General features: G+C 63.8%; 13 protein-coding genes. 6 read left to right on the forward strand and 7 right to left on the reverse strand.

What is annotated here, in order from left to right:
• Positions 1–10: 10 nt before the first annotated feature.
• Positions 11–769 (reverse strand): DUF1223 domain-containing protein, encoded by a 759-nt coding sequence (locus ACS7SF_RS17695; protein ID WP_439892796.1) that lies wholly within the window; start codon positions 767–769, stop codon positions 11–13.
• A 371-nt stretch (positions 770–1,140) separates the two neighbouring features.
• On the opposite strand from ACS7SF_RS17695, the gene ACS7SF_RS17700 reads away from it, so the two are divergent.
• Complete coding sequence (locus ACS7SF_RS17700) at positions 1,141–1,431, forward strand: DUF1488 domain-containing protein (RefSeq protein ID WP_439890953.1); 291 nt, start codon at positions 1,141–1,143, stop codon at positions 1,429–1,431.
• Between the two features lie 152 nt (positions 1,432–1,583).
• Here ACS7SF_RS17700 and hpaR read toward each other — a convergent pair whose 3' ends face one another.
• Together hpaR and xth are read right to left on the reverse strand one after the other, a co-directional pair.
• The gene (gene hpaR / locus ACS7SF_RS17705) at positions 1,584–2,051 is read right to left on the reverse strand and encodes a homoprotocatechuate degradation operon regulator HpaR (RefSeq protein WP_439890954.1); all 468 of its coding nucleotides are present in this window, start codon (positions 2,049–2,051) and stop codon (positions 1,584–1,586) included.
• Positions 2,052–2,066: 15 nt separating this feature from the next.
• Complete coding sequence (gene xth, locus ACS7SF_RS17710) at positions 2,067–2,876, reverse strand: exodeoxyribonuclease III (RefSeq protein ID WP_439890955.1); 810 nt, start codon at positions 2,874–2,876, stop codon at positions 2,067–2,069.
• A gap of 141 nt (positions 2,877–3,017) precedes the next feature.
• On the opposite strand from xth, the gene ACS7SF_RS17715 reads away from it, so the two are divergent.
• The gene (locus tag ACS7SF_RS17715; protein WP_439890956.1) at positions 3,018–4,292 is read left to right on the forward strand and encodes an amidohydrolase family protein; all 1,275 of its coding nucleotides are present in this window, start codon (positions 3,018–3,020) and stop codon (positions 4,290–4,292) included.
• Positions 4,293–4,356: 64 nt separating this feature from the next.
• On the opposite strand, the gene ACS7SF_RS17720 is transcribed toward ACS7SF_RS17715, so the two are convergent.
• The 4 genes from ACS7SF_RS17720 to ACS7SF_RS17735 all read right to left on the reverse strand — a co-directional run bounded on the left by ACS7SF_RS17720 (position 4,357) and on the right by ACS7SF_RS17735 (position 10,878).
• On the reverse strand, positions 4,357–6,471 hold the full coding sequence (locus tag ACS7SF_RS17720) for a M3 family metallopeptidase (RefSeq protein ID WP_439890957.1): 2,115 nt from the start codon (positions 6,469–6,471) through the stop codon (positions 4,357–4,359).
• A gap of 107 nt (positions 6,472–6,578) precedes the next feature.
• Positions 6,579–7,448 (reverse strand): bifunctional methylenetetrahydrofolate dehydrogenase/methenyltetrahydrofolate cyclohydrolase FolD, encoded by an 870-nt coding sequence (gene folD / locus ACS7SF_RS17725; RefSeq protein ID WP_439890958.1) that lies wholly within the window; start codon positions 7,446–7,448, stop codon positions 6,579–6,581.
• A gap of 87 nt (positions 7,449–7,535) precedes the next feature.
• A complete protein-coding gene (locus tag ACS7SF_RS17730) occupies positions 7,536–8,168 on the reverse strand; it encodes a response regulator transcription factor (protein WP_426398439.1) in 633 nt (210 codons plus the stop codon).
• A 178-nt stretch (positions 8,169–8,346) separates the two neighbouring features.
• Complete coding sequence (locus ACS7SF_RS17735; RefSeq protein ID WP_439890959.1) at positions 8,347–10,878, reverse strand: PAS domain S-box protein; 2,532 nt, start codon at positions 10,876–10,878, stop codon at positions 8,347–8,349.
• A 376-nt stretch (positions 10,879–11,254) separates the two neighbouring features.
• Between ACS7SF_RS17735 and aceE the strand changes: the two genes are divergently transcribed.
• The 4 genes from aceE to lpdA all read left to right on the forward strand — a co-directional run bounded on the left by aceE (position 11,255) and on the right by lpdA (position 18,272).
• Positions 11,255–13,945 carry a pyruvate dehydrogenase (acetyl-transferring), homodimeric type gene (gene aceE, locus ACS7SF_RS17740; protein WP_439890960.1) on the forward strand — a complete coding sequence of 897 codons (2,691 nt, stop codon included), beginning with the start codon at positions 11,255–11,257 and terminating at the stop codon, positions 13,943–13,945.
• 151 nt (positions 13,946–14,096) lie between these two features.
• Positions 14,097–15,767 (forward strand): dihydrolipoyllysine-residue acetyltransferase, encoded by a 1,671-nt coding sequence (gene aceF / locus ACS7SF_RS17745; protein WP_439890961.1) that lies wholly within the window; start codon positions 14,097–14,099, stop codon positions 15,765–15,767.
• Positions 15,768–15,860: 93 nt separating this feature from the next.
• A complete protein-coding gene (locus tag ACS7SF_RS17750) occupies positions 15,861–16,433 on the forward strand; it encodes an MFS transporter (protein WP_048932532.1) in 573 nt (190 codons plus the stop codon).
• A gap of 57 nt (positions 16,434–16,490) precedes the next feature.
• A complete protein-coding gene (gene lpdA / locus ACS7SF_RS17755) occupies positions 16,491–18,272 on the forward strand; it encodes a dihydrolipoyl dehydrogenase (RefSeq protein ID WP_439890962.1) in 1,782 nt (593 codons plus the stop codon).
• Positions 18,273–18,349: the final 77 nt, after the last annotated feature.

An 18,349-nucleotide genomic window follows, 5' to 3' on the forward strand; every position in this document is an offset into this window, starting at 1 on the left:
CAGCAGACGTCTAACGACACAGCGGCGCGGAGATCGCCTGCAGGATCTCTGCGTCGCGCGGCCGCTCAACGAAGGCGGCCAGGCTCACATCGGTAGGGCGCGCATTGGCGGGCAAGGGGATCTCGCCCTGCCATTGCGTGCTGGCGCCAGTCAACCGGATCGGGCCGATCCATTCCCTTACGACATGGTCGTGGCGCAGTTCCACGCCTCCGTTTTCGCCGCCGCTCGGGTGGCTGACCAAGCCGTTTTGCGTCAAGGCGATCCATGCGACCGCTGGGCTTGCGGCGGAAGCCGCGCTTGGCCGTAGCGTAAAGCGTGCGCGGGTTTGCAACACCGCACGCGGCGCATTGACGCGGGTGGCATCCAGCGAAATGTCCACCATCGCAGGCTGCGCATTGCGCGTGGCGACGGCGCGTGAGAACTCCGTTGCATTCGCCCAATGCCGCAGTTCACGGCCGGAGACGAACACTTCCGGTGTGTAAATCGTCGGCGCATGCCCCGCATCGCCAAGCGCGCGCTGCCGTTCGGCAAAGGCGGCGCGGCCGAAGGTGTCTTTCCAGCCGAGGCTGTCCCAGTAATCCACGTGCAGGGCCAGCGGTATCCAGCGTTGCGTGTCGAGCGGTGCGCGACTGAGCCAGCGATCCGCCGGTGGGCAACTATTACAACCCTCGGATGTATAGAGTTCAACGACCGCAACCGTGTGCGGTGGGCTTAGGACATGCAGTGCGCCGCAATCGGCCGAGTGCGCCGGGCGCGAAGCCAGCAGCATCAACGCGACGCTGACATAGGCGTGTCGCAAACGGTGTGGTTGTATTGCCATTGTCGCCTCCGATTGGGTGCCGGCACGGGCCTTGCGTGTGGCCCTCGCTTTGCTTAGTCGGACGAGGCGCTCGACCCTGACAAAAAAGCATACCCGTGCCGGATGGCGCGCCAGGCCTGATGCCGCCTAGGATGGCTGGCGATCGCCCCGGTGCGGCTTCTTGGTACGCCCCATGTCATTCGCACGCGCCTCGCAACCTGTGGTTAAAATGATCCTTGCAGTCAGACACGAAGTTTGACGGAACCGTGCCGGCCCCCCCGCATGGTTTCCACGCCAACAGCGTGTGCGTTGTTGTCCATTGCAATCGGAGGGCTTTGACGATGGAAATCAAGTTCGAAAAGAAAGAAGCGTACGACATCAACAACGAAGGCCTGCTGTTCGACGCGCTTGTCAACGGTGAAAAGGTGACTTGCGTGGCAACGCGCGAGGCGCTTTGGGAAGGCCTGGAAGGTGATCAGGTGTTGTCCCTTCAAGCGGCCTTCGAGGCCGGTCAGGAGCGGATCCAGGATGCCGCCCGTGTGCTGATTGCAGACGGCGTGCAGCGGTCCAACGGATTAAACGAGTTGCCGCAACCGGTCGTGGTCAAGCGCGCGCATGTCAACGTGACCTGAGTGAATCGTGTGGCGACATTGGCATCGGCGTGACCGGTGCAGACAAGGTGGACATCAGTGTCCGCTGCCTTGAGAAAAAGCCGGTCTGCGTGACCGGCTTTTTCATAGGCGTGTGTTCTTCGGTTGATGGGTAGGACGTGGCCGGGTCGGCGTTATTCTTCGTCGTCAGCCAGGCGCTCCATTGGCGAATGGGTTTCCATGGCCATGATCGATTCGTCCAGGATGGCGTAAAGCTCATCCAGCCGTGCGCGCCCCAGCAGGGCCTCGATGCGCGCGTATTCCGCATCGACTTGCGGTTCGACCTTGGCGATAAATTCGCGGCTCTTGGGTGTCAGCGAAATGACTTGGCGGCGCTGATCCACCGCCGAACGCGTGCGGACGATCATTTCGGACTCCGCCATGGCTGCCAGCATGCGCGTCAGGCTCGGGCTGAGGATCAGGCACGCATCGGCGAGCTGGTTGGGCTCCATGTCGCCCATGTCGTTGAGTGTGCGCAGCACGCGCCATTGCTGTTCGGAGAGGCCATGCTCGCGCAGAAGCGGCCGGAAGCCCGCCATGAACGTCTCACGCGCGCGCAGGAGGAGATGCGGTAGGTTACGGTGCTTGAAGGTAGAGGCCATGCCTGAGCGGTGGTCTTACGCGTCGCGCAAGGCGGCGACGACAGGGGTGTGGTCCGACGGCTGCTCCCATGTGCGCGGCACGCGGTCGATATGGCACGACTCGCACAGCTTGGCCAGTTCAGGCGACAGCATGATGTGGTCGATGCGCAGCCCCGCATTGCGCTTGAACGCGAACAGCCGGTAATCCCACCAGGAGAACAGCTTGTCTTCCTGGTCAAACATACGGAAAGCATCCACTAGGCCCGCACCCTCCAGCGCACGAAACGCAGCGCGCTCTTCTGGCGACACTAGGTTTTGGCCTTCCCATTTTTTCGGATCGTGCACGTCGCGATCATCCGGGGCGATGTTGAAATCGCCCAGCAGCATCAGGCGCGGGTACTGGGCCATCTCGGCCTTCAACCACACTTGCAGCGCTTCCAGCCAGCGCAGCTTATAGACGAACTTGTCGGAGTCGAGCGCCTGGCCGTTCGGGAAGTAGGCGGAGATCACCCGCACCGGCCCGCCGGGCATGTCGTACGTCGCGGCCACGATGCGCTGCTGCTCGTCGGCAAAGCCCGGGATGTTCTTCACTACATCGCGGCCCTCGGGCACCGCGGCCTTGCGCGCCAGAATGGCGACACCGTTGTAGGTCTTCTGGCCGGTGAACAGCGATGCATAGCCCGCGGCATCCAGCTCGGCGAGCGGGTAGCGATCATCGGGCAGCTTGAGTTCCTGCAGGCAGAGCAGGTCGATGGGCGAGGCATCGGCTTCGCGTTCGGCCAGCCATTGCAGCACCTGCGGCAGGCGGACCTTCAAAGAGTTAACGTTCCAAGTTGCGACACGCATGGGGGCATCAATCCTTGCAAATGGCGACGGCGCGTACCGGCAGCGCCGTTCAGAGTGTGCGGTATTGTGCCATCAAGCCCCCATGCTGCCGCCATCACTGGCTTGAGGTAGATTGAGTCCCATGCACCCAGAGGAGCCCGTATGGATTTCGTGATCCGCAACGCCAATCTGCCCGATGGGCGCGTCGGCATCGACATCGGTATCGACGCCGGCCGCATTGCCGCGGTGCAGCCGAATCTGCCCACGCGGGGTGCGAAGGAGTTCGACGCGGCAGGCGCGCTGGTGTCGCCGCCGTTTGTCGATGCGCATTTCCATATGGATGCGACCCTCTCGTATGGCCTGCCGCGCGTGAACCAGTCCGGCACGCTGCTCGAAGGCATTGAGCTCTGGGGTGAGCTCAAGCCCGTGTTGACGCAGGAGGCGCTGATCGAGCGTGCCCTGCGTTACTGCGATTGGGCGGTCGCGCGCGGCCTGCTGGCGATCCGCTCGCACGTGGATGTGTGCGACGCCCGCTTGCTGGCTGTCGAGGCGTTGCTCGACGTCAAGCGTCAGGTGGCGCCGTATCTGGACTTGCAACTCGTCGCTTTCCCACAGGACGGCGTGCTGCGCAGCCCCGGCGCATTCGACAACCTCAAGCGCGCCATCGGCATGGGCGTCGACGTGGTCGGCGGTATCCCGCATTTCGAGCGCACGATGGCCGATGGCGCGGAGTCCGTTCGGCTCCTGTGCGAGTTTGCCGCCGAGTGCGGCTTGCGCGTCGACATGCATTGCGATGAATCCGACGATCCGCTCTCGCGCCATATCGAGATGCTTGCCGCGCAAACGCATCGCTTGGGTTTGCATGGGCGCGTGGCGGGTTCGCATTTGACGTCGATGCACTCGATGGACAACTACTACGTGAGCAAGCTGCTGCCGCTGATGCGCGAGGCCGGCGTTGCGGCGATCGCCAATCCGCTCATCAACATCACGCTGCAGGGCCGCTCAGACACGTATCCGAAGCGGCGTGGCATGACGCGCGTGCCGGAGTTGCTGGCTGCGGGCATCGATGTCGCCTTCGGCCACGATTGCGTGATGGACCCGTGGTACAGCCTGGGCTCCGGCGACATGCTGGAGGTCGCGCACATGGGCCTGCATGTGGCACAGATGACGGGGCAAGATGCCATGCGCCAATGCTTTGCTGCCGTGACGGAAACCCCCGCGCGCATTCTCGGCTTGGAGGGCTATGGCATTGCGCCCGGGTGTCATGCTGATCTGGTCGTGCTGGATGCTCGTGACCCGATCGAGGCGATCCGCCTGCGCGCCGCGCGTACGCTGGTCATGCGACGCGGCAAGGTGGTGGCGCGTACGCCCGCACCGCATGCCACGCTCTCGCTGTCGGGCCGGCCGGCATACGTTGACTTTCGGTTGCCCCAATGAAAAACGCCGCTTCGGCAGGTGCGCGAAGCGGCGTTGCGGTGATGCCGTGTGATGCCGTGCGGCGTCAGGCGGCTTCAGCCATCATGCCGCCGTGACGCAGCAGCGCGTCGATCGACGGTGCGCGGCCACGGAACGCCGTGAACGACTCAATCGCCGGGCGGCTGCCGCCAACGGCCAGCACCTCACGGCGATAGCGCTCGCCGGTTTGCGCGTCGAGCACTGAACCGCTCAGCTTGCCGGCTTCTTCAAATGCGGCATACGCATCGGCCGACAGCACTTCGGCCCACTTGTAGCTGTAGTACCCGGCTGCGTAACCGCCCGCGAAGATATGGCTGAACGTATTCGGCCAGCGCGACAGTTCCGCCTGCGGCACCACGTGGAAGCGGTTGTTGACCTGACGCGACAGCTCCAGCACCGACGTTGCACCCTTCGGGTCGAAGTCCGTATGCAGGTGCATGTCGAACGTCGAGAACACGATCTGGCGCAGCGTCATCATGCCGTTCTGGAAGTTCTTCGCGGCCAGCATCCGGTCGTACAGCGCGCGCGGCAGCGACTGGCCGGTGTCTGCGTGACGGGTCATGCGGGAGAGTACTTCCCACTCCCAGCAGAAGTTCTCCATGAACTGGGAGGGCAGCTCCACCGCGTCCCATTCCACGCCGTTGATGCCGGACACGCCCAGCTCATCGACTTGCGTGAGCATGTGGTGCAGGCCGTGGCCGAACTCATGGAACAGGGTGATGACCTCGTCGTGCGTGAACAGCGCGGGCTTGTTGCCGACCGGGCCGGAGAAGTTGCAGGTCAGGTAGGCCACTGGGGTTTGCACGCGCGCGTCATCCAGCAGCTTGCGACCGCGCGCGTCGTCCATCCATGCGCCGCCGCGCTTGCCTTCGCGGGCGTACAGGTCGATGTAGAACTGCGCGAGCAACTCGCCCTGTGCGGATTCCACGCGGAAGAAGCGCACGTCCGGGTGCCACACCTCGGCCTGTTCCGGGCGGATCTTGACCGAGAACAGCGTCTGCACGACTTCAAACAGCCCATCCAGCACGGCGGGCTCGGGGAAGTACTGCTTCACCTCCTGCTCGGAAAACGCGTAGCGCGCCTCGCGCAGCTTCTCCGACGCATAGGCCATGTCCCACGGTTCCAGCTTGTCGATGCCGAGTGTGGTCTTAGCAAAGACCTGCAACTCGGCCCAGTCCTTTTCGGCAAAGGGGCGGGCGCGGTCGGCCAGTTCGCTCAGGAAGCGCAATACGTCTTCAGGCGAATCGGCCATCTTCGGCACCAGCGATACCTCGCCGAAGTTGCGATAGCCCAGCATGTGCGCCTCTTCTGTGCGCAGCGCGAGCTGCTCGGCCATGTTCGCGGTGTTGTCCCACTCAGCCTTGCCACCGCCGTATTGCGCGCCGAGTTCGGATGCACGCGTGACATTGGCCTCGTACAGCGTGCGACGCAGGGAGCGATCTTCCGCGTATTGCAGCACCGGGAAGTACGACGGGAAATGCAGCGTGAACTTCCAGCCGGTGGCGTTCGGGTTATCGCGTTTGGCCGCTTCCTGCGCGGCTTGCTTGGCGTCGTCCGGCAGGCCGGCGAGGCGGGCTTCGTCGTCGATGATGAGCGCGTAGGCGTTCGTGGCGTCCAGCACGTGGTCGCTGAATGCCTTGGTCAGCTGCGCCTGCTGTTCCTGGATGGCAGCAAAACGCGGCTTCTGATCTTCTGGCAACTCGGCACCACCGAGCCGGAAGCCGCGCAGCTCGTTATCGAGCAGCTTTTTGCGTGCCGGCGAGAGCGTGGCGAATTCCGCGCTTTCGGCGATCGCCTTGTACTTTTCGAACAGCTCCAGATCCTGACCCAGACCCGACCAGAACTCCGTCACGCGCGGCAGGTTGGCGGCGTGTGCTTCGCGCAGCGCGGGCGTGTCGGCGACGGCGCTCAGGTGGCCGACGATGCCCCAGGCGCGGCCCAGTGGCTCCGTGGCGTCTTCGAGCGCCGTGACGACGGTGTTCCAAGTGACGGGCGTGGCCGGGTCCTTGACCTTGGCGACGGTGGCGGCAGCGCGTTCGAGCAGCACGTCAATCGCGGGCGTGACGTGTTCGGGGAGAATGTCCGCGAAGCGGGGCAGACCGGAGAAATCGAGCAGCGGGTTGGTTGCCGGGGTGGCCACATTGGGCGAAGTGTCGGTCATGGCGGGCTCGGTAGAAAAATCGGGGGGACAAAAAAAGCGTCCGATCCAGGAGGTGGGGACGCTTTTTCTGTTTCCAACTGGGTTGGGTGAAGCTTAGCTCACCAATATCAAGCCGCCAGTGCGGCTCCTTCAGCGGCGCGCTCAGCGGCTTCCAGGGTGTTGATCAGCAGCATGGTGATCGTCATCGGGCCGACACCGCCGGGCACCGGCGTGACGTAACCGGCGACTTCCTTCACGCCGGCAAAGTTGACGTCGCCGCACAGCTTGCCGGCGTCGTCGCGGTTCATGCCTACGTCGATGACGACGGCGCCGGGTTTGACCATGTCGGCGGTGATGATGTTGCGGCGGCCCACGGCGGCCACGATGATGTCGGCCTCACGCGTGTGGGCGGCCAGGTCGCGCGTCTTGCTGTTGCAGATGGTGATGGTGGCACCGGCCTGCAGCAGCAGCATCGCCATCGGCTTGCCGACGATGTTGGAGGCGCCCACCACCACGGCATTGGCGCCGCGCACCGGGTAGTTGATCGATTCCAGCATCTTCATGCAGCCGTACGGCGTGCACGGACGGAACAGCGGGGCGCCAGTCATCAGCGCGCCGGCGTTGGCGATGTGGAAGCCGTCAACGTCCTTTTCGGGCGCGATGGCTTCGAGCACCTTGTGGCTGTCGATGTGCTTGGGCAGCGGCAATTGGACCAGGATGCCGTGGATGCGCGGATCGCGGTTCAGGGCGTCGATGCGGCCGAGCAGGTCGGCTTCGGTCAGGTCTGCCGGGTAGCGGTCGAAAACGGAGAGGAAGCCGTTGTCTTCGCACGCCTTGATCTTGTTGCGTACGTAGACCTGGCTGGCGGGGTCTTCGCCGACGAGGATGACGGCGAGGCCGGGCTGGTGGCCGCGGGCGGTGAGGGCAGCCGCGCGTTGTGCGGCTTCGGCGCGGAGTTGCTTGGCAAGCGCGTTGCCGTCGATGAGTTGGGCGGTCATGGTTGGGCGGAGGAGAGGGAAAGCAAACCGCGATTATAAATCGGTGCTTCCCCCTTCAGCCGCCCGCTTGGCGTTTTGCGACGCTGTTTAGCTGTTGCGCGACAGCGCCAGGCGTAGCAGGTCGGCCACGGTGTTCACGCTAAGCTTTTCCATGATGTTGGCGCGGTGTGCTTCCACCGTCTTGATGGAAATGCCCAGATCATCGGCAATCTGCTTGTTCAGCCGCCCGGCAACGATGCGCTCCAGCACCTGCTGCTCGCGCGTGGTGAGCTTGCCAAGCAGTTCCTTGGCCGCCTTTTGCTCGCGGGCGACGGAGTCTTCCGAACGCGCCTTGCTGAGCATGCGCTCGACCAACTCGCGCAGTTCCGCTTCGTCGAACGGCTTCTCGATGAAATCCACCGCGCCTTTTTTCATGGTCGACACGGCCATCGGCACATCACCGTGGCCGGTGACGAAGACGATGGGCATGCGGCTGTTTTCGGCCAGCAGGCGGTCTTGCAGTTCCGGGCCGCTCATGCCGTGCATGCGCACGTCGAGGATCAGGCAGCCAACGCCTTCGCCACGTTTGTCGTCCACCAGGAATTCTTCGGCGCTGCGATAGGTGCGCACGGTATAGCCGTTGCCTTCGAGCAGCCACGTCAATGAGTCACGCATGGCTTCGTCGTCGTCGACAACGAACACGGTTTCGTTACGCGGCGCAACTGCGGGCGTTGTGCTCATGGAGAGTCCTCGGTTTACGTTCTATGTTTTAAAAACGATTTAGAGCCGCTAACAAAACCGCCCTGGCGTCGTTGCGCCTCCCGCAGTGACGACCATTCGGTACTACTTGTACTGTCTGCGTCGGCACGCCTAGCCAGGACAATTTTGTTAGCGGCTCTGACTGCCAGTCAGTTACCGATTACAGCGGGTTCAGCGGCAGGATGATTTTAAACGTACAGCCGATCCCGTCGGCATTGTTTTCCACCCACAGCCGGCCGAGATGGGATTCTATGATGGAGCGGCAGATATTGAGCCCCATGCCCATGCCGTCGGATTTGGTACTGAAGAACGGCTCGAACAGTCGTTCCTTGGTGCTGTCGTCTACGCCGGGGCCCTGGTCGATGACCTCGATCAGCACGGAATTTTCCGGGTCGTCGATCAGGTTGGCGTGCAGGCGCAGGACGCTGGCGGCGCGCAGGCGCGGGTGGGCGGCCATGGCTTCGGCCGCGTTCTTGAGCAGGTTGACGAGCACCTGCTCGATCAGCACCGGGTCCACATATAGATGTGGCAGGTCGGCCGGCAGGCGCGTGAGGATGGTGATGCCGCGCCGCGTGGCTTCCAGTTCGGCCAGGCCGACGGCATCGGCCACGATGTCGCGCAGGTCGGATTCGCGCCGCTGCGGCTGGCTGCGTTTCACGAAGCCGCGAATGCGCTGGATGATGGTGCCGGCCCGCACGGCCTGGGCGGACGTCTTTTCCAGCACCGGAATCAGTTCTTCCGCCGTGCTGCGCCCGCTCTTGAGGCGGCCCACGGCGCCCATGCAGTAGTTATTGATGGCGGCCAGCGGCTGATTCAACTCATGCGCCAGCGACGAGGCCATCTCGCCCATGGTCGTCAGGCGGCTGGTGAACTGCAGGCGCTCCTCGTGCTGGCGCGTCATTTCTTCAGCCGCCTTGCGTACGGTGATGTCGGTGGCGATCTGCATCTGCGCAAGGTGGCCGTCGACCCACTGGATATAGCGGCGGCGCACTTCAAACCATTTCTGCATCGACGGCACGTAGATTTCACGCGCATCCGCCGCGTGCGGCGTCAGCTCGGAGGCGGGCAGGCCGGCGTAGGCATCCACCAGGTCGAGTGCATCGCTGGACACATCTTCCGTGTCGACGTCCTGGCCTGACAGCTGCAGATGCCCGAACGCTTCCCAGCCGAAGAGCTGGCGGTAGTAGCGGTTGGCGAACAGCAGTTCGGCCTTGTCGGTGGAGAGCACCGAGACGGCGGCGTCCAGGCTTTCCAGCACGGTGGTGAAGCGATCGTGCGCGGCGGCCAAGTCTTCGCGTGCGCGCTTGGGTTCGGTGATGTCGGTGATCGAGCTCATCCACCCCGTGTGGCGGCCGCGTGCGTCGATCAGCGGAGAGACGTACATCCGCGCGTAGAAGCTCGTGCCGTCGCGGCGCATCATGCGCAGCTCCATGCCGTTGGCCGGGGCCTTGCCGCGCAGGGTCAGCTCGATGTGCTTCTGCATCTCGCTGATCTCGTTGGGAGGCCAGTACGGGAACGGCGGCATGCGGCCGACCAGTTCGGCTTCCGTCCAGCCGATCATGCGGCAGAAGGCGGGGTTGACATAGGTGATGCGGCCGTTGAGATCCAGTGCGCGCATGCCGATCACCATGGAGTTCTCCATGGCGCGGCGGAACGAGGTTTCCGCCAGCAGCGCGCGCTGTGCCTCGGAGCGCCGGCTGGTGTGGCGCCACACGCTCCACAGGCTCCAGATCACGAAGCAGGAGAGCCCAGCCACCAGCCACATCAGCATGTTGTTGGGCAGGTTGGTCGGCGCCGGATAGGCCTCCGCCCGCAACGACAGCGAATGCCCCGGCGGATCGAGCAGCACTTCATACGACGCGGCCGCCTTGGGCACGGGCCGCAGCGATGTGCTCGCGCGGATCACGTTGTTCTTGTCGACCAGCGAGAAGCGGTAGCGATCCGTCAGTTCGCCGGGCAGCAATTGCGTGAGGATGCCCGTGACGGAGTACAGGGCGCCCACCGTGCCCAGGAACTCGTTGTCGCGCACGATGGGCACTTCCATGAGCATGAAGCTCTCGCCGCGCTCGTTCTGGATGGGGCGCGAGTAGACGGCGCGCTGGGTTTCGCGGGCGGCGTCGTAGGCGGCCTGGATTTCGGGTTCGAGCGGGTGGTCGCGGGTTTCACGCAGCCGGGTGACGAACTCGGAGTTGGACGGAAACGCCCAGCGCGGCCGTCGCGTGGCATCGAGCCAGTTGATGAAGACCAGTTCGGGGTTTTCGCGCAGCAGCTGACGGGCGGCGTCTCGATAGGCGCTGGGGTCCAGCTGCGCGGCGCCGATGTCGCGTGCCAGCGCGGCCACCTGGTCCTGATTGCTCTGCAAGGACAGCCGCACCTTCTGCTCGGCCCAGGCCGCGTCCCGGTACAGCGCATCACGCTGCTGCTGTACCTCGGTGGCGTGCAACTGATACAGGATGAAGATCATCGCGCCGGCAAACAAAACGATTGCCACCAGCGGGATGAACATGAACCAGTTGGTCGTCCACAGTCGGCCCAGCCGCGTCAGCCACAGGCGACGCGGCATGTTGGGGCGCCCACCGTTTTCGGGCGGCAATTCGGGCGCAGGCACTGAAACCGAGATCGCAGGGGACGAGGCAGGTTTCGCCGGCTCGGGTGCAGCCGAATCCTGTGAGGCGTGGGAGGGGGAAAGCATGATGGGCGGACGAACGCCTGAATTCTGCGGAAGGGCGGGTGGAAGTAGCGGCGTGGACATCTGTGCAACTGCGCAAAACCAAGTGTAACGGCAATGAACTTGCGCGTCGCTTGGGGAAACCGCTTGGTGAAGGGTTTTCGTTAAGACCAGAATTGCTGCAATGCAGCGTCAAAAGTGATTTGTTTTGCATTGCGGCAATATTCCGCATTATAAAAAACCATATCGCAATTTGAAAATTCCGCTTGTGCTGTGTTTGGGGGTGCCCATAGAATCAGCGCAAAAGTCGGGGCGGCCTGTCTGTACGTGTGAACGTACGTGCCGGCGGGGCGCCTCTCAAGAGACGCATCAAACGTTACTGCTACCCAAGGAGACCGCCATGTCGGCCGTACCAGAGCAAGTCCTGGGCGCCACGCGCGCCAGCGACGTCGATCCCCAGGAAACCAAGGAATGGCTGGAGGCGCTGCAAGGCGTCATCGGCGCGGAAGGCCCGCAGCGCGCGGCGTTCCTCCTCGACAAGCAGATCGAATACGCACGTATCAACGGCGTAACCTCGCCACTGCACGCAGAAACCCCCTATATCAATACGATTCCGGTCGAAAACCAGGACCGCATTCCCGGCGACCAGGAAATCGAGCACCGCATCCGTTCGTACACGCGCTGGAACGCCATGGCGATGGTGCTGCGTGCGAACAAGGACACCAACGTCGGCGGCCACATCTCGTCGTTCGCCTCCGCAGCCACGCTGTATGACGTCGGCTACAACCACTTCTGGCACGCCCCGTCGGACAAGCACGGCGGCGACATGGTCTTCGTGCAAGGCCACTCGGCGCCGGGCGTGTACTCGCGCGCGTTCCTGCTGGGCCGCCTGACCGAAGACCAACTCGACAACTTCCGCCAGGAAGTAGACGGCAAGGGCATTTCGTCGTATCCGCACCCGTGGCTGATGCCGGATTTCTGGCAGTTCCCGACCGTGTCGATGGGCCTGGGGCCGATCATGGCGATCTACCAGGCGCGCTTCACCAAGTACCTGGCCAGCCGCGGCCTGATCCAGAACTGGGAAAACCGCAAGGTCTGGGCCTTCCTGGGCGACGGTGAAACCGACGAGCCGGAATCGCTGGGTGCGATCGGCATGGCCGGCCGTGAAAAGCTGGACAACCTCGTCTTCGTGATCAACTGCAACCTGCAGCGCCTGGATGGCCCGGTGCGCGGCAACGGCAAGATCATTCAAGAGCTGGAGAGCGAATTCCGCGGTGCCGGCTGGAACGTCATCAAGGTCATCTGGGGCAGCCGCTGGGACCAACTGCTCGCCCGCGACACCAAGGGCCTGCTGATGAGCCGCATGATGGAATGCGTCAACGGCGAGTACCAGACCTTCAAGTCGAAGAGCGGCGCCTACGTGCGCGAGCACTTCTTCAACACGCCGGAACTCAAGGCCATGGTGGCCGACTGGTCCGACGACGACATCTGGGCGCTGAACCGCGGCGGCCATGATCCGCACAAGATTTACGCGGCATTCCAATCGGCGAGCAACCATAAGGGCCAGCCGACCGTCATCCTCGCCAAGACCATCAAGGGCTATGGCATGGGCGAAGCCGGTGAAGCGATGAACATCGCCCACCAGCAGAAGAAGATGCCGGTGGACGCCATCCGCAAGCTGCGCGATCGCTTCAACATTCCGGTGGCTGACGACCAGCTCGAGAAGGTTCCGTACGTCAAGTTCGAGGAAGGCTCGAAGGAACTCGAATACATGCGCAAGGCGCGCCTGGACCTGGGCGGCTACCTGCCGGCCCGTCGCCAGAAGGCCGACCCGCTGCAAGTGCCGGCACTGTCAGCGTTCGACGCGCTGTTGAAGGCTACCGGTGAAGGCCGCGAAGTGTCCACCACGATGGCCTTCGTCCGTATCCTGAACATCCTGCTCAAGGACAAGAACGTCGGTAAGCACGTCGTGCCCATCGTGCCGGATGAATCGCGCACGTTCGGTATGGAAGGTCTGTTCCGCCAGGTCGGTATCTGGAACCAGGAAGGCCAGAAGTACGTGCCGCAGGATCACGACCAGCTGATGTTCTACAAGGAATCGCAGACGGGTCAGGTGCTGCAAGAGGGCATCAACGAAGCCGGCGCCATGTGCGACTGGATCGCGGCCGCCACGTCGTATTCGACGCATGGCGTGGCGATGATCCCGTTCTACATCTACTACTCGATGTTCGGCATCCAGCGTATCGGCGACCTCTGCTGGGCCGCTGGCGACATGCGCTCGCGTGGCTTCCTGCTGGGCGGCACCGCTGGTCGTACCACGCTGAACGGCGAAGGCCTGCAGCACGAAGACGGCCACTCGCACGTGTACCACGCTGCCATCCCGAACTGCATCTCGTATGACCCGACCTTCCAGTACGAACTGGCGGTGGTGATGCAAGACGGCCTGCGCCGCATGTATGTCGAGCAGGAAGACGTCTACTACTATCTGACGGTGATGAACGAGAACTACGAGCACCCGGAAATGCCGGCGGGTGTCGAGGGCGACATCATCAAGGGGATGTACCAGTTCAAGAAGGGCGTCGAGAACAGCAACGCACCGCGCGTGCAACTGCTGGGCTCGGGCACGATCTTCCGTGAGGTGATCGCTGCCGCTGAACTGCTCAAGAAGGATTGGGGTGTCGAGTCCGATCTGTGGGGCTGCCCGAGCTTTACCGAGCTGGCCCGCGAAGGTAACGCCGTCGCCCGCTGGAACCTGCTCAACCCGACCGAGCCGCAACGCGAGTCGCACGTTGAGAAGCTGCTCAAGAACGCACGCGGACCGGTCATTGCATCGACCGACTACGTCCGTACCTTCGCCGAGCAGATCCGCGCCTTCGTGCCGCGTCGCTACGTGGTGCTGGGCACCGACGGCTTCGGCCGCTCGGATACCCGCGAGAAGCTGCGCCACTTCTTCGAGGTGGACCGTTACTGGGTGACGGTCGCGTCGCTCAAGGCGCTCGCCGATGAAGGCGTGCTGCCGCGCGAAAAGGTGGCCGAGGCACTCAAGAAGTACAACCTCGATCCGAACAAGCCCAACCCGATGACCGTATAACGGAGCCGCCGGGCGCGCAGGTTGCGTCCGGCCGGGCACCGCCCCGACAGACTTTCCGCGACGTGCATTTGCCTGCACGATGCGGTAGCCTGCGGGACAGTTTGTGCCCACGCCGGACGCACCCGCCGCCAGACCCTCTGGAGACAGAAGAATGAGTCAAGTCGTAGAAATCAAGGTGCCGGACATCGGCGACTACAAAGACGTCCCGGTGATCGAAGTGCTGGTCAAGGCGGGCGATACCGTCAACGCCGAGGATTCGCTGGTCACGCTGGAGTCGGACAAGGCGACCATGGACGTGCCGTCGCCCAAGAGCGGCGTTGTCAAGGAAGTGAAGATCAAGGTGGGCGACACCGTGTCGGAAGGCTCGCTGGTGCTGCTGCTCGAAGAGCAGGGCGCTGCTGCGGCTCCCGCTCCGGCGCCCCAGGCGGCCGCACCGGCTCCGGCCGCTGCTGCGCCGGCGCCCGCACCTGCTGCACAAGCCCCGGCTCCCGCGCCGGCAGCTGCAAGTGGCGGCACGGTGGAAGTGAAGGTCCCGGACATCGGCGACTACACCGACGTGCCCGTCATCGAGATCAGCGTGAAGGTGGGCGACAAGGTGGAAGCCGAGCAGTCGCTGATCACGCTCGAGTCGGACAAGGCGACGATGGATGTGCCGTCGCCGGCTGCCGGCACGGTCAAGGAAATCCGCGTGAAGGTGGGCGATGCCGTGTCGCAAGGCACGCTGATCGTCGTGCTGGAAGGTGCTGGCGGTGCTGCCGCTGCACCGGCACCCGCACAAGCTCCGGCGCCCGCACCGGCTGCTGCCGCACCGAGCCCGGCTGCTGCTGCTGCACCCGCAGCCGCTCCGGCCGCAGCACCTGCCACCTACACCGCTGACACCGTCGGCACGGTGGGCAAGGCTGCCCACGCCAGCCCGTCGGTCCGCAAGTACGCGCGTGAACTCGGCGTGAACGTCAACCTGGTTGGCGGCACGGGCCCGAAGAACCGCATCACGCAGGAAGACGTGCAGCGTTACGTCAAGGGCGTGATGAGCGGCCAGGCCGCAGCCCCGGGCAAGTCCCCTGCAGGCGCGCCGGCTGGTGGTGGCGAACTGAACCTGCTGCCGTGGCCGAAGGTGGACTTCACCAAGTTCGGCCCGGTCGATCCGAAGCCGCTGTCGCGCATCAAGAAGATTTCCGGTGCGAACCTGCACCGCAACTGGGTCATGATCCCGCACGTCACGAACAACGACGAGGCGGACATCACCGATCTGGAAGCCTTCCGCGTGCAGATGAACAAGGAGCACGAAAAGGCCGGCGTGAAGTTCACGATGCTGGCATTCGTGATCAAGGCGGTGGTTTCGGCGCTGAAGAAGTTCCCGACCTTCAACGCCAGCCTGGACGGCGACAACCTCGTCTTCAAGCAGTACTACCACATCGGTTTTGCGGCCGACACGCCCAACGGGCTGGTGGTGCCGGTGATCCGCGATGCGGACAAGAAGAGCGTGGTCGATATCGCCAAGGAAATGGCGGATCTGTCCAAGGCGGCCCGCGAAGGCAAGCTCAAGCCGGACCAGATGCAGGGCGGCTGCTTCTCGATCTCGTCGCTGGGCGGCATTGGCGGCACGCACTTCACGCCGATCATCAATGCGCCGGAAGTGGCCATCCTGGGCCTGTCGCGTGGCTATCAGAAGCCGGTGTGGGACGGCAAGCAGTTCGTGCCGCGCCTGACGCTGCCGCTGTCGCTGTCGTACGATCACCGCGTGATCGATGGCGCGGAGGCTGCACGCTTCAACGCGTATCTGGGCAGCCTGCTGGCGGACTTCCGCCGCGTCAGCCTGTAAGCCCGCACGGGTGCGGCACGCATCTGGCTTACGGCCTGTGCGTGCCGACCCACATGGGTTTGCAGCGGTCGGCGAACTTCTCGCGAGGACGACATGACGACGTGCGTGGTAGTCAAGAAAGACGGCGAAGTGGCAATCGCAGCCGATTCTCTGGTGACGTTCGGCGATACGCGTCTGGCGCGCGGCTACGAGCAGAACCAGAAGATCTTCCAGGTGGGCGATTCGTTGATCGCGCTGGCGGGTACGACGGCCCACTTCCCGGTCATGCGCAGCCTGCTGACGGGGTTGGCGGATGAGTGCCGTCTGGGCACGCGCGACGACGTCTTCCGGACCTTCCTCAAGGTGCACGAGAAGCTCAAGGACGAGTATTTCGTCAACACCAAGGAAGACGACGACGACCCCTACGAGTCGTCGCAGATCACCTGCCTGATCGCCAACGCAACCGGCATCTACGGCGTCTATTCGTACCGCGAGGTGTTTTCGTTCGACCGCTTCTGGGGTATCGGCTCGGGGCGCAATTTCGCGCTGGGGGCCATGTCGGCGGTGTTCGATATGCCCGGCAAGACGGCGGCGGATGTCGCGCAGGTCGGTGTGTCCGCTGGCGTGGAGTTCGACAAGAGCTCGGGCGGCCCGATCGAAGTGCACACGGTGCGTCTGCAGGATTGAAAGCGTCGGCGGCCGAGGCGAGTGCCTGCAGCCGACGACAAGAACAAGGAGTCAGGAATGAGCGTGGTGGAAATCAAGGTGCCGGATATCGGCGACTACAAGGACGTGGACGTCATTGAAGTGATGGTGAAGGCGGGTGATGCCGTCACCGTCGATCAGGCGCTGATCACGCTGGAAACCGACAAGGCCACCATGGATGTGCCGTCGGATGTGGCCGGCAAGATTGTCGAAGTCAAGATCAAGGTGGGCGACAAGGTCAGCCAAGGCACGGTGATTGCCACGGCGGAAGCTGGTGCAGCCGCAGCGCCTGCACCCGCGCAGGCACCGGCTCCGGCCGCAGCACCTGCTGCCGCTCCGGCTGCATCGGCACCTGCACCGCAAGCAGCCAAGCACGCCGGCGGCGCCGATATCGAGTGCGACATGCTCGTGCTGGGCTCCGGCCCGGGCGGCTACTCCGCAGCGTTCCGCAGCGCGGATCTGGGCATGAACACCGTGCTGGTCGAGCGCTTCTCCACACTGGGCGGCGTTTGCCTGAACGTGGGCTGTATCCCGTCGAAGGCGCTGTTGCACACGGCTGCCGTGATGGAAGAAGTCAAGGCGATGGCCGCACACGGCATCGTCTACAGCGAGCCGAAGGTTGATATCAACCAACTGCGCAAGCACAAGGAATCCGTAATCGGCAAGCTGACGGGCGGGCTGGCGGGCATGGCCAAGTCGCGCAAGGTGCAGGTCGTGCGCGGCGTCGGCACGTTCCTCGATCCGAACCACCTGGAAGTGCAGTTGACCGATGGCGCCGGCAAGGCGACCACCGGCGAGAAGAAGGTCATCCGCTTCGCCAAGGCGATCATCGCCGCGGGCAGCGAGGCCGTGAAGCTGCCGTTCATCCCCGAAGATCCGCGCATCGTCGATTCGACTGGCGCGTTGGAACTGCGCGAAGTGCCGGCCAAGATGCTCGTCATCGGCGGGGGCATCATCGGCCTGGAAATGGCCACGGTGTACAGCACGCTGGGCGCACGCATCGACGTGGTGGAAATGCTTGACGGCCTGATGCAGGGCGCCGACCGCGACCTCGTCAAGGTGTGGGACAAGATGAACAAGGGCCGCTTCGACAAGGTCATGCTCAAGACCAAGACGGTCGGCGTCGAAGCCAAGCCGGACGGTATCTACGTCAAGTTCGAAGGCGAAGCTGCACCGGCCGAGCCGCAGCGCTACGACATGGTCCTAGTGGCCGTGGGCCGCAGCCCGAACGGCAAGCGCATCGGCGCCGAGAAGGCTGGCGTGACCGTGACCGACCGCGGCTTCATCGACGTGGACAAGCAGCAGCGCACCAACGTGCCGCACATCTACGCGATTGGCGACATCGTCGGCCAGCCGATGCTGGCGCACAAGGCGGTGCACGAAGGCCACGTGGCTGCCGAAGCCGCGCATGGCGAGAAGGCGTACTTCGATGCCAAGCAGATTCCATCGGTGGCCTTTACCGATCCGGAAGTGGCCTGGGCCGGCCTGACCGAAGACCAGTGCAAGGCGCAGGGCATCAAGTACGGCAAGGGTGTGTTCCCGTGGGCCGCTTCGGGCCGTGCCATCGCCAACGGCCGCGACGAGGGCTTCACCAAGGTCATCTTCGACGAGGAAACGCACCGCATCATCGGCGGCGGCATTGTCGGCACGCATGCAGGCGACCTCATCAGCGAGATCTGCTTGGCCATCGAGATGGGCGCAGATGCGGTGGATATCGGCAAGACCATCCATCCTCACCCGACGCTGGGTGAGTCGGTGGGCATGGCGGCGGAGATCTACGAAGGCGTTTGCACGGATGTGCCGCCAGCTCGTAAGCGCTGATCTGCAATTAACCGTCTAGTTTTTGGGGTAACCGAAAAACTAAGCTGGCAAAACAAGAAGGGCCGCTCGATTGGGCG

The organism is Ralstonia sp. 25C, assembly GCF_051904805.1.
Lineage (GTDB): Bacteria > Pseudomonadota > Gammaproteobacteria > Burkholderiales > Burkholderiaceae > Ralstonia.

Coding starts and splice junctions, on each gene's coding strand:
- lpdA (WP_439890962.1), top strand. CDS start 16,491: ATGAGCGTGGTGGAAATCAAGGTGCCGGATATCGGCGACTACAAGGAC.
- hpaR (WP_439890954.1), bottom strand. CDS start 2,051: ATGGCCTCTACCTTCAAGCACCGTAACCTACCGCATCTCCTCCTGCGC.
- ACS7SF_RS17735 (WP_439890959.1), bottom strand. CDS start 10,878: ATGCTTTCCCCCTCCCACGCCTCACAGGATTCGGCTGCACCCGAGCCG.
- ACS7SF_RS17750 (WP_048932532.1), top strand. CDS start 15,861: ATGACGACGTGCGTGGTAGTCAAGAAAGACGGCGAAGTGGCAATCGCA.
- aceF (WP_439890961.1), top strand. CDS start 14,097: ATGAGTCAAGTCGTAGAAATCAAGGTGCCGGACATCGGCGACTACAAA.
- ACS7SF_RS17730 (WP_426398439.1), bottom strand. CDS start 8,168: ATGAGCACAACGCCCGCAGTTGCGCCGCGTAACGAAACCGTGTTCGTT.
- folD (WP_439890958.1), bottom strand. CDS start 7,448: ATGACCGCCCAACTCATCGACGGCAACGCGCTTGCCAAGCAACTCCGC.
- aceE (WP_439890960.1), top strand. CDS start 11,255: ATGTCGGCCGTACCAGAGCAAGTCCTGGGCGCCACGCGCGCCAGCGAC.
- ACS7SF_RS17715 (WP_439890956.1), top strand. CDS start 3,018: ATGGATTTCGTGATCCGCAACGCCAATCTGCCCGATGGGCGCGTCGGC.
- ACS7SF_RS17700 (WP_439890953.1), top strand. CDS start 1,141: ATGGAAATCAAGTTCGAAAAGAAAGAAGCGTACGACATCAACAACGAA.
- ACS7SF_RS17695 (WP_439892796.1), bottom strand. CDS start 769: ATGCTGCTGGCTTCGCGCCCGGCGCACTCGGCCGATTGCGGCGCACTG.
- ACS7SF_RS17720 (WP_439890957.1), bottom strand. CDS start 6,471: ATGACCGACACTTCGCCCAATGTGGCCACCCCGGCAACCAACCCGCTG.
- xth (WP_439890955.1), bottom strand. CDS start 2,876: ATGCGTGTCGCAACTTGGAACGTTAACTCTTTGAAGGTCCGCCTGCCG.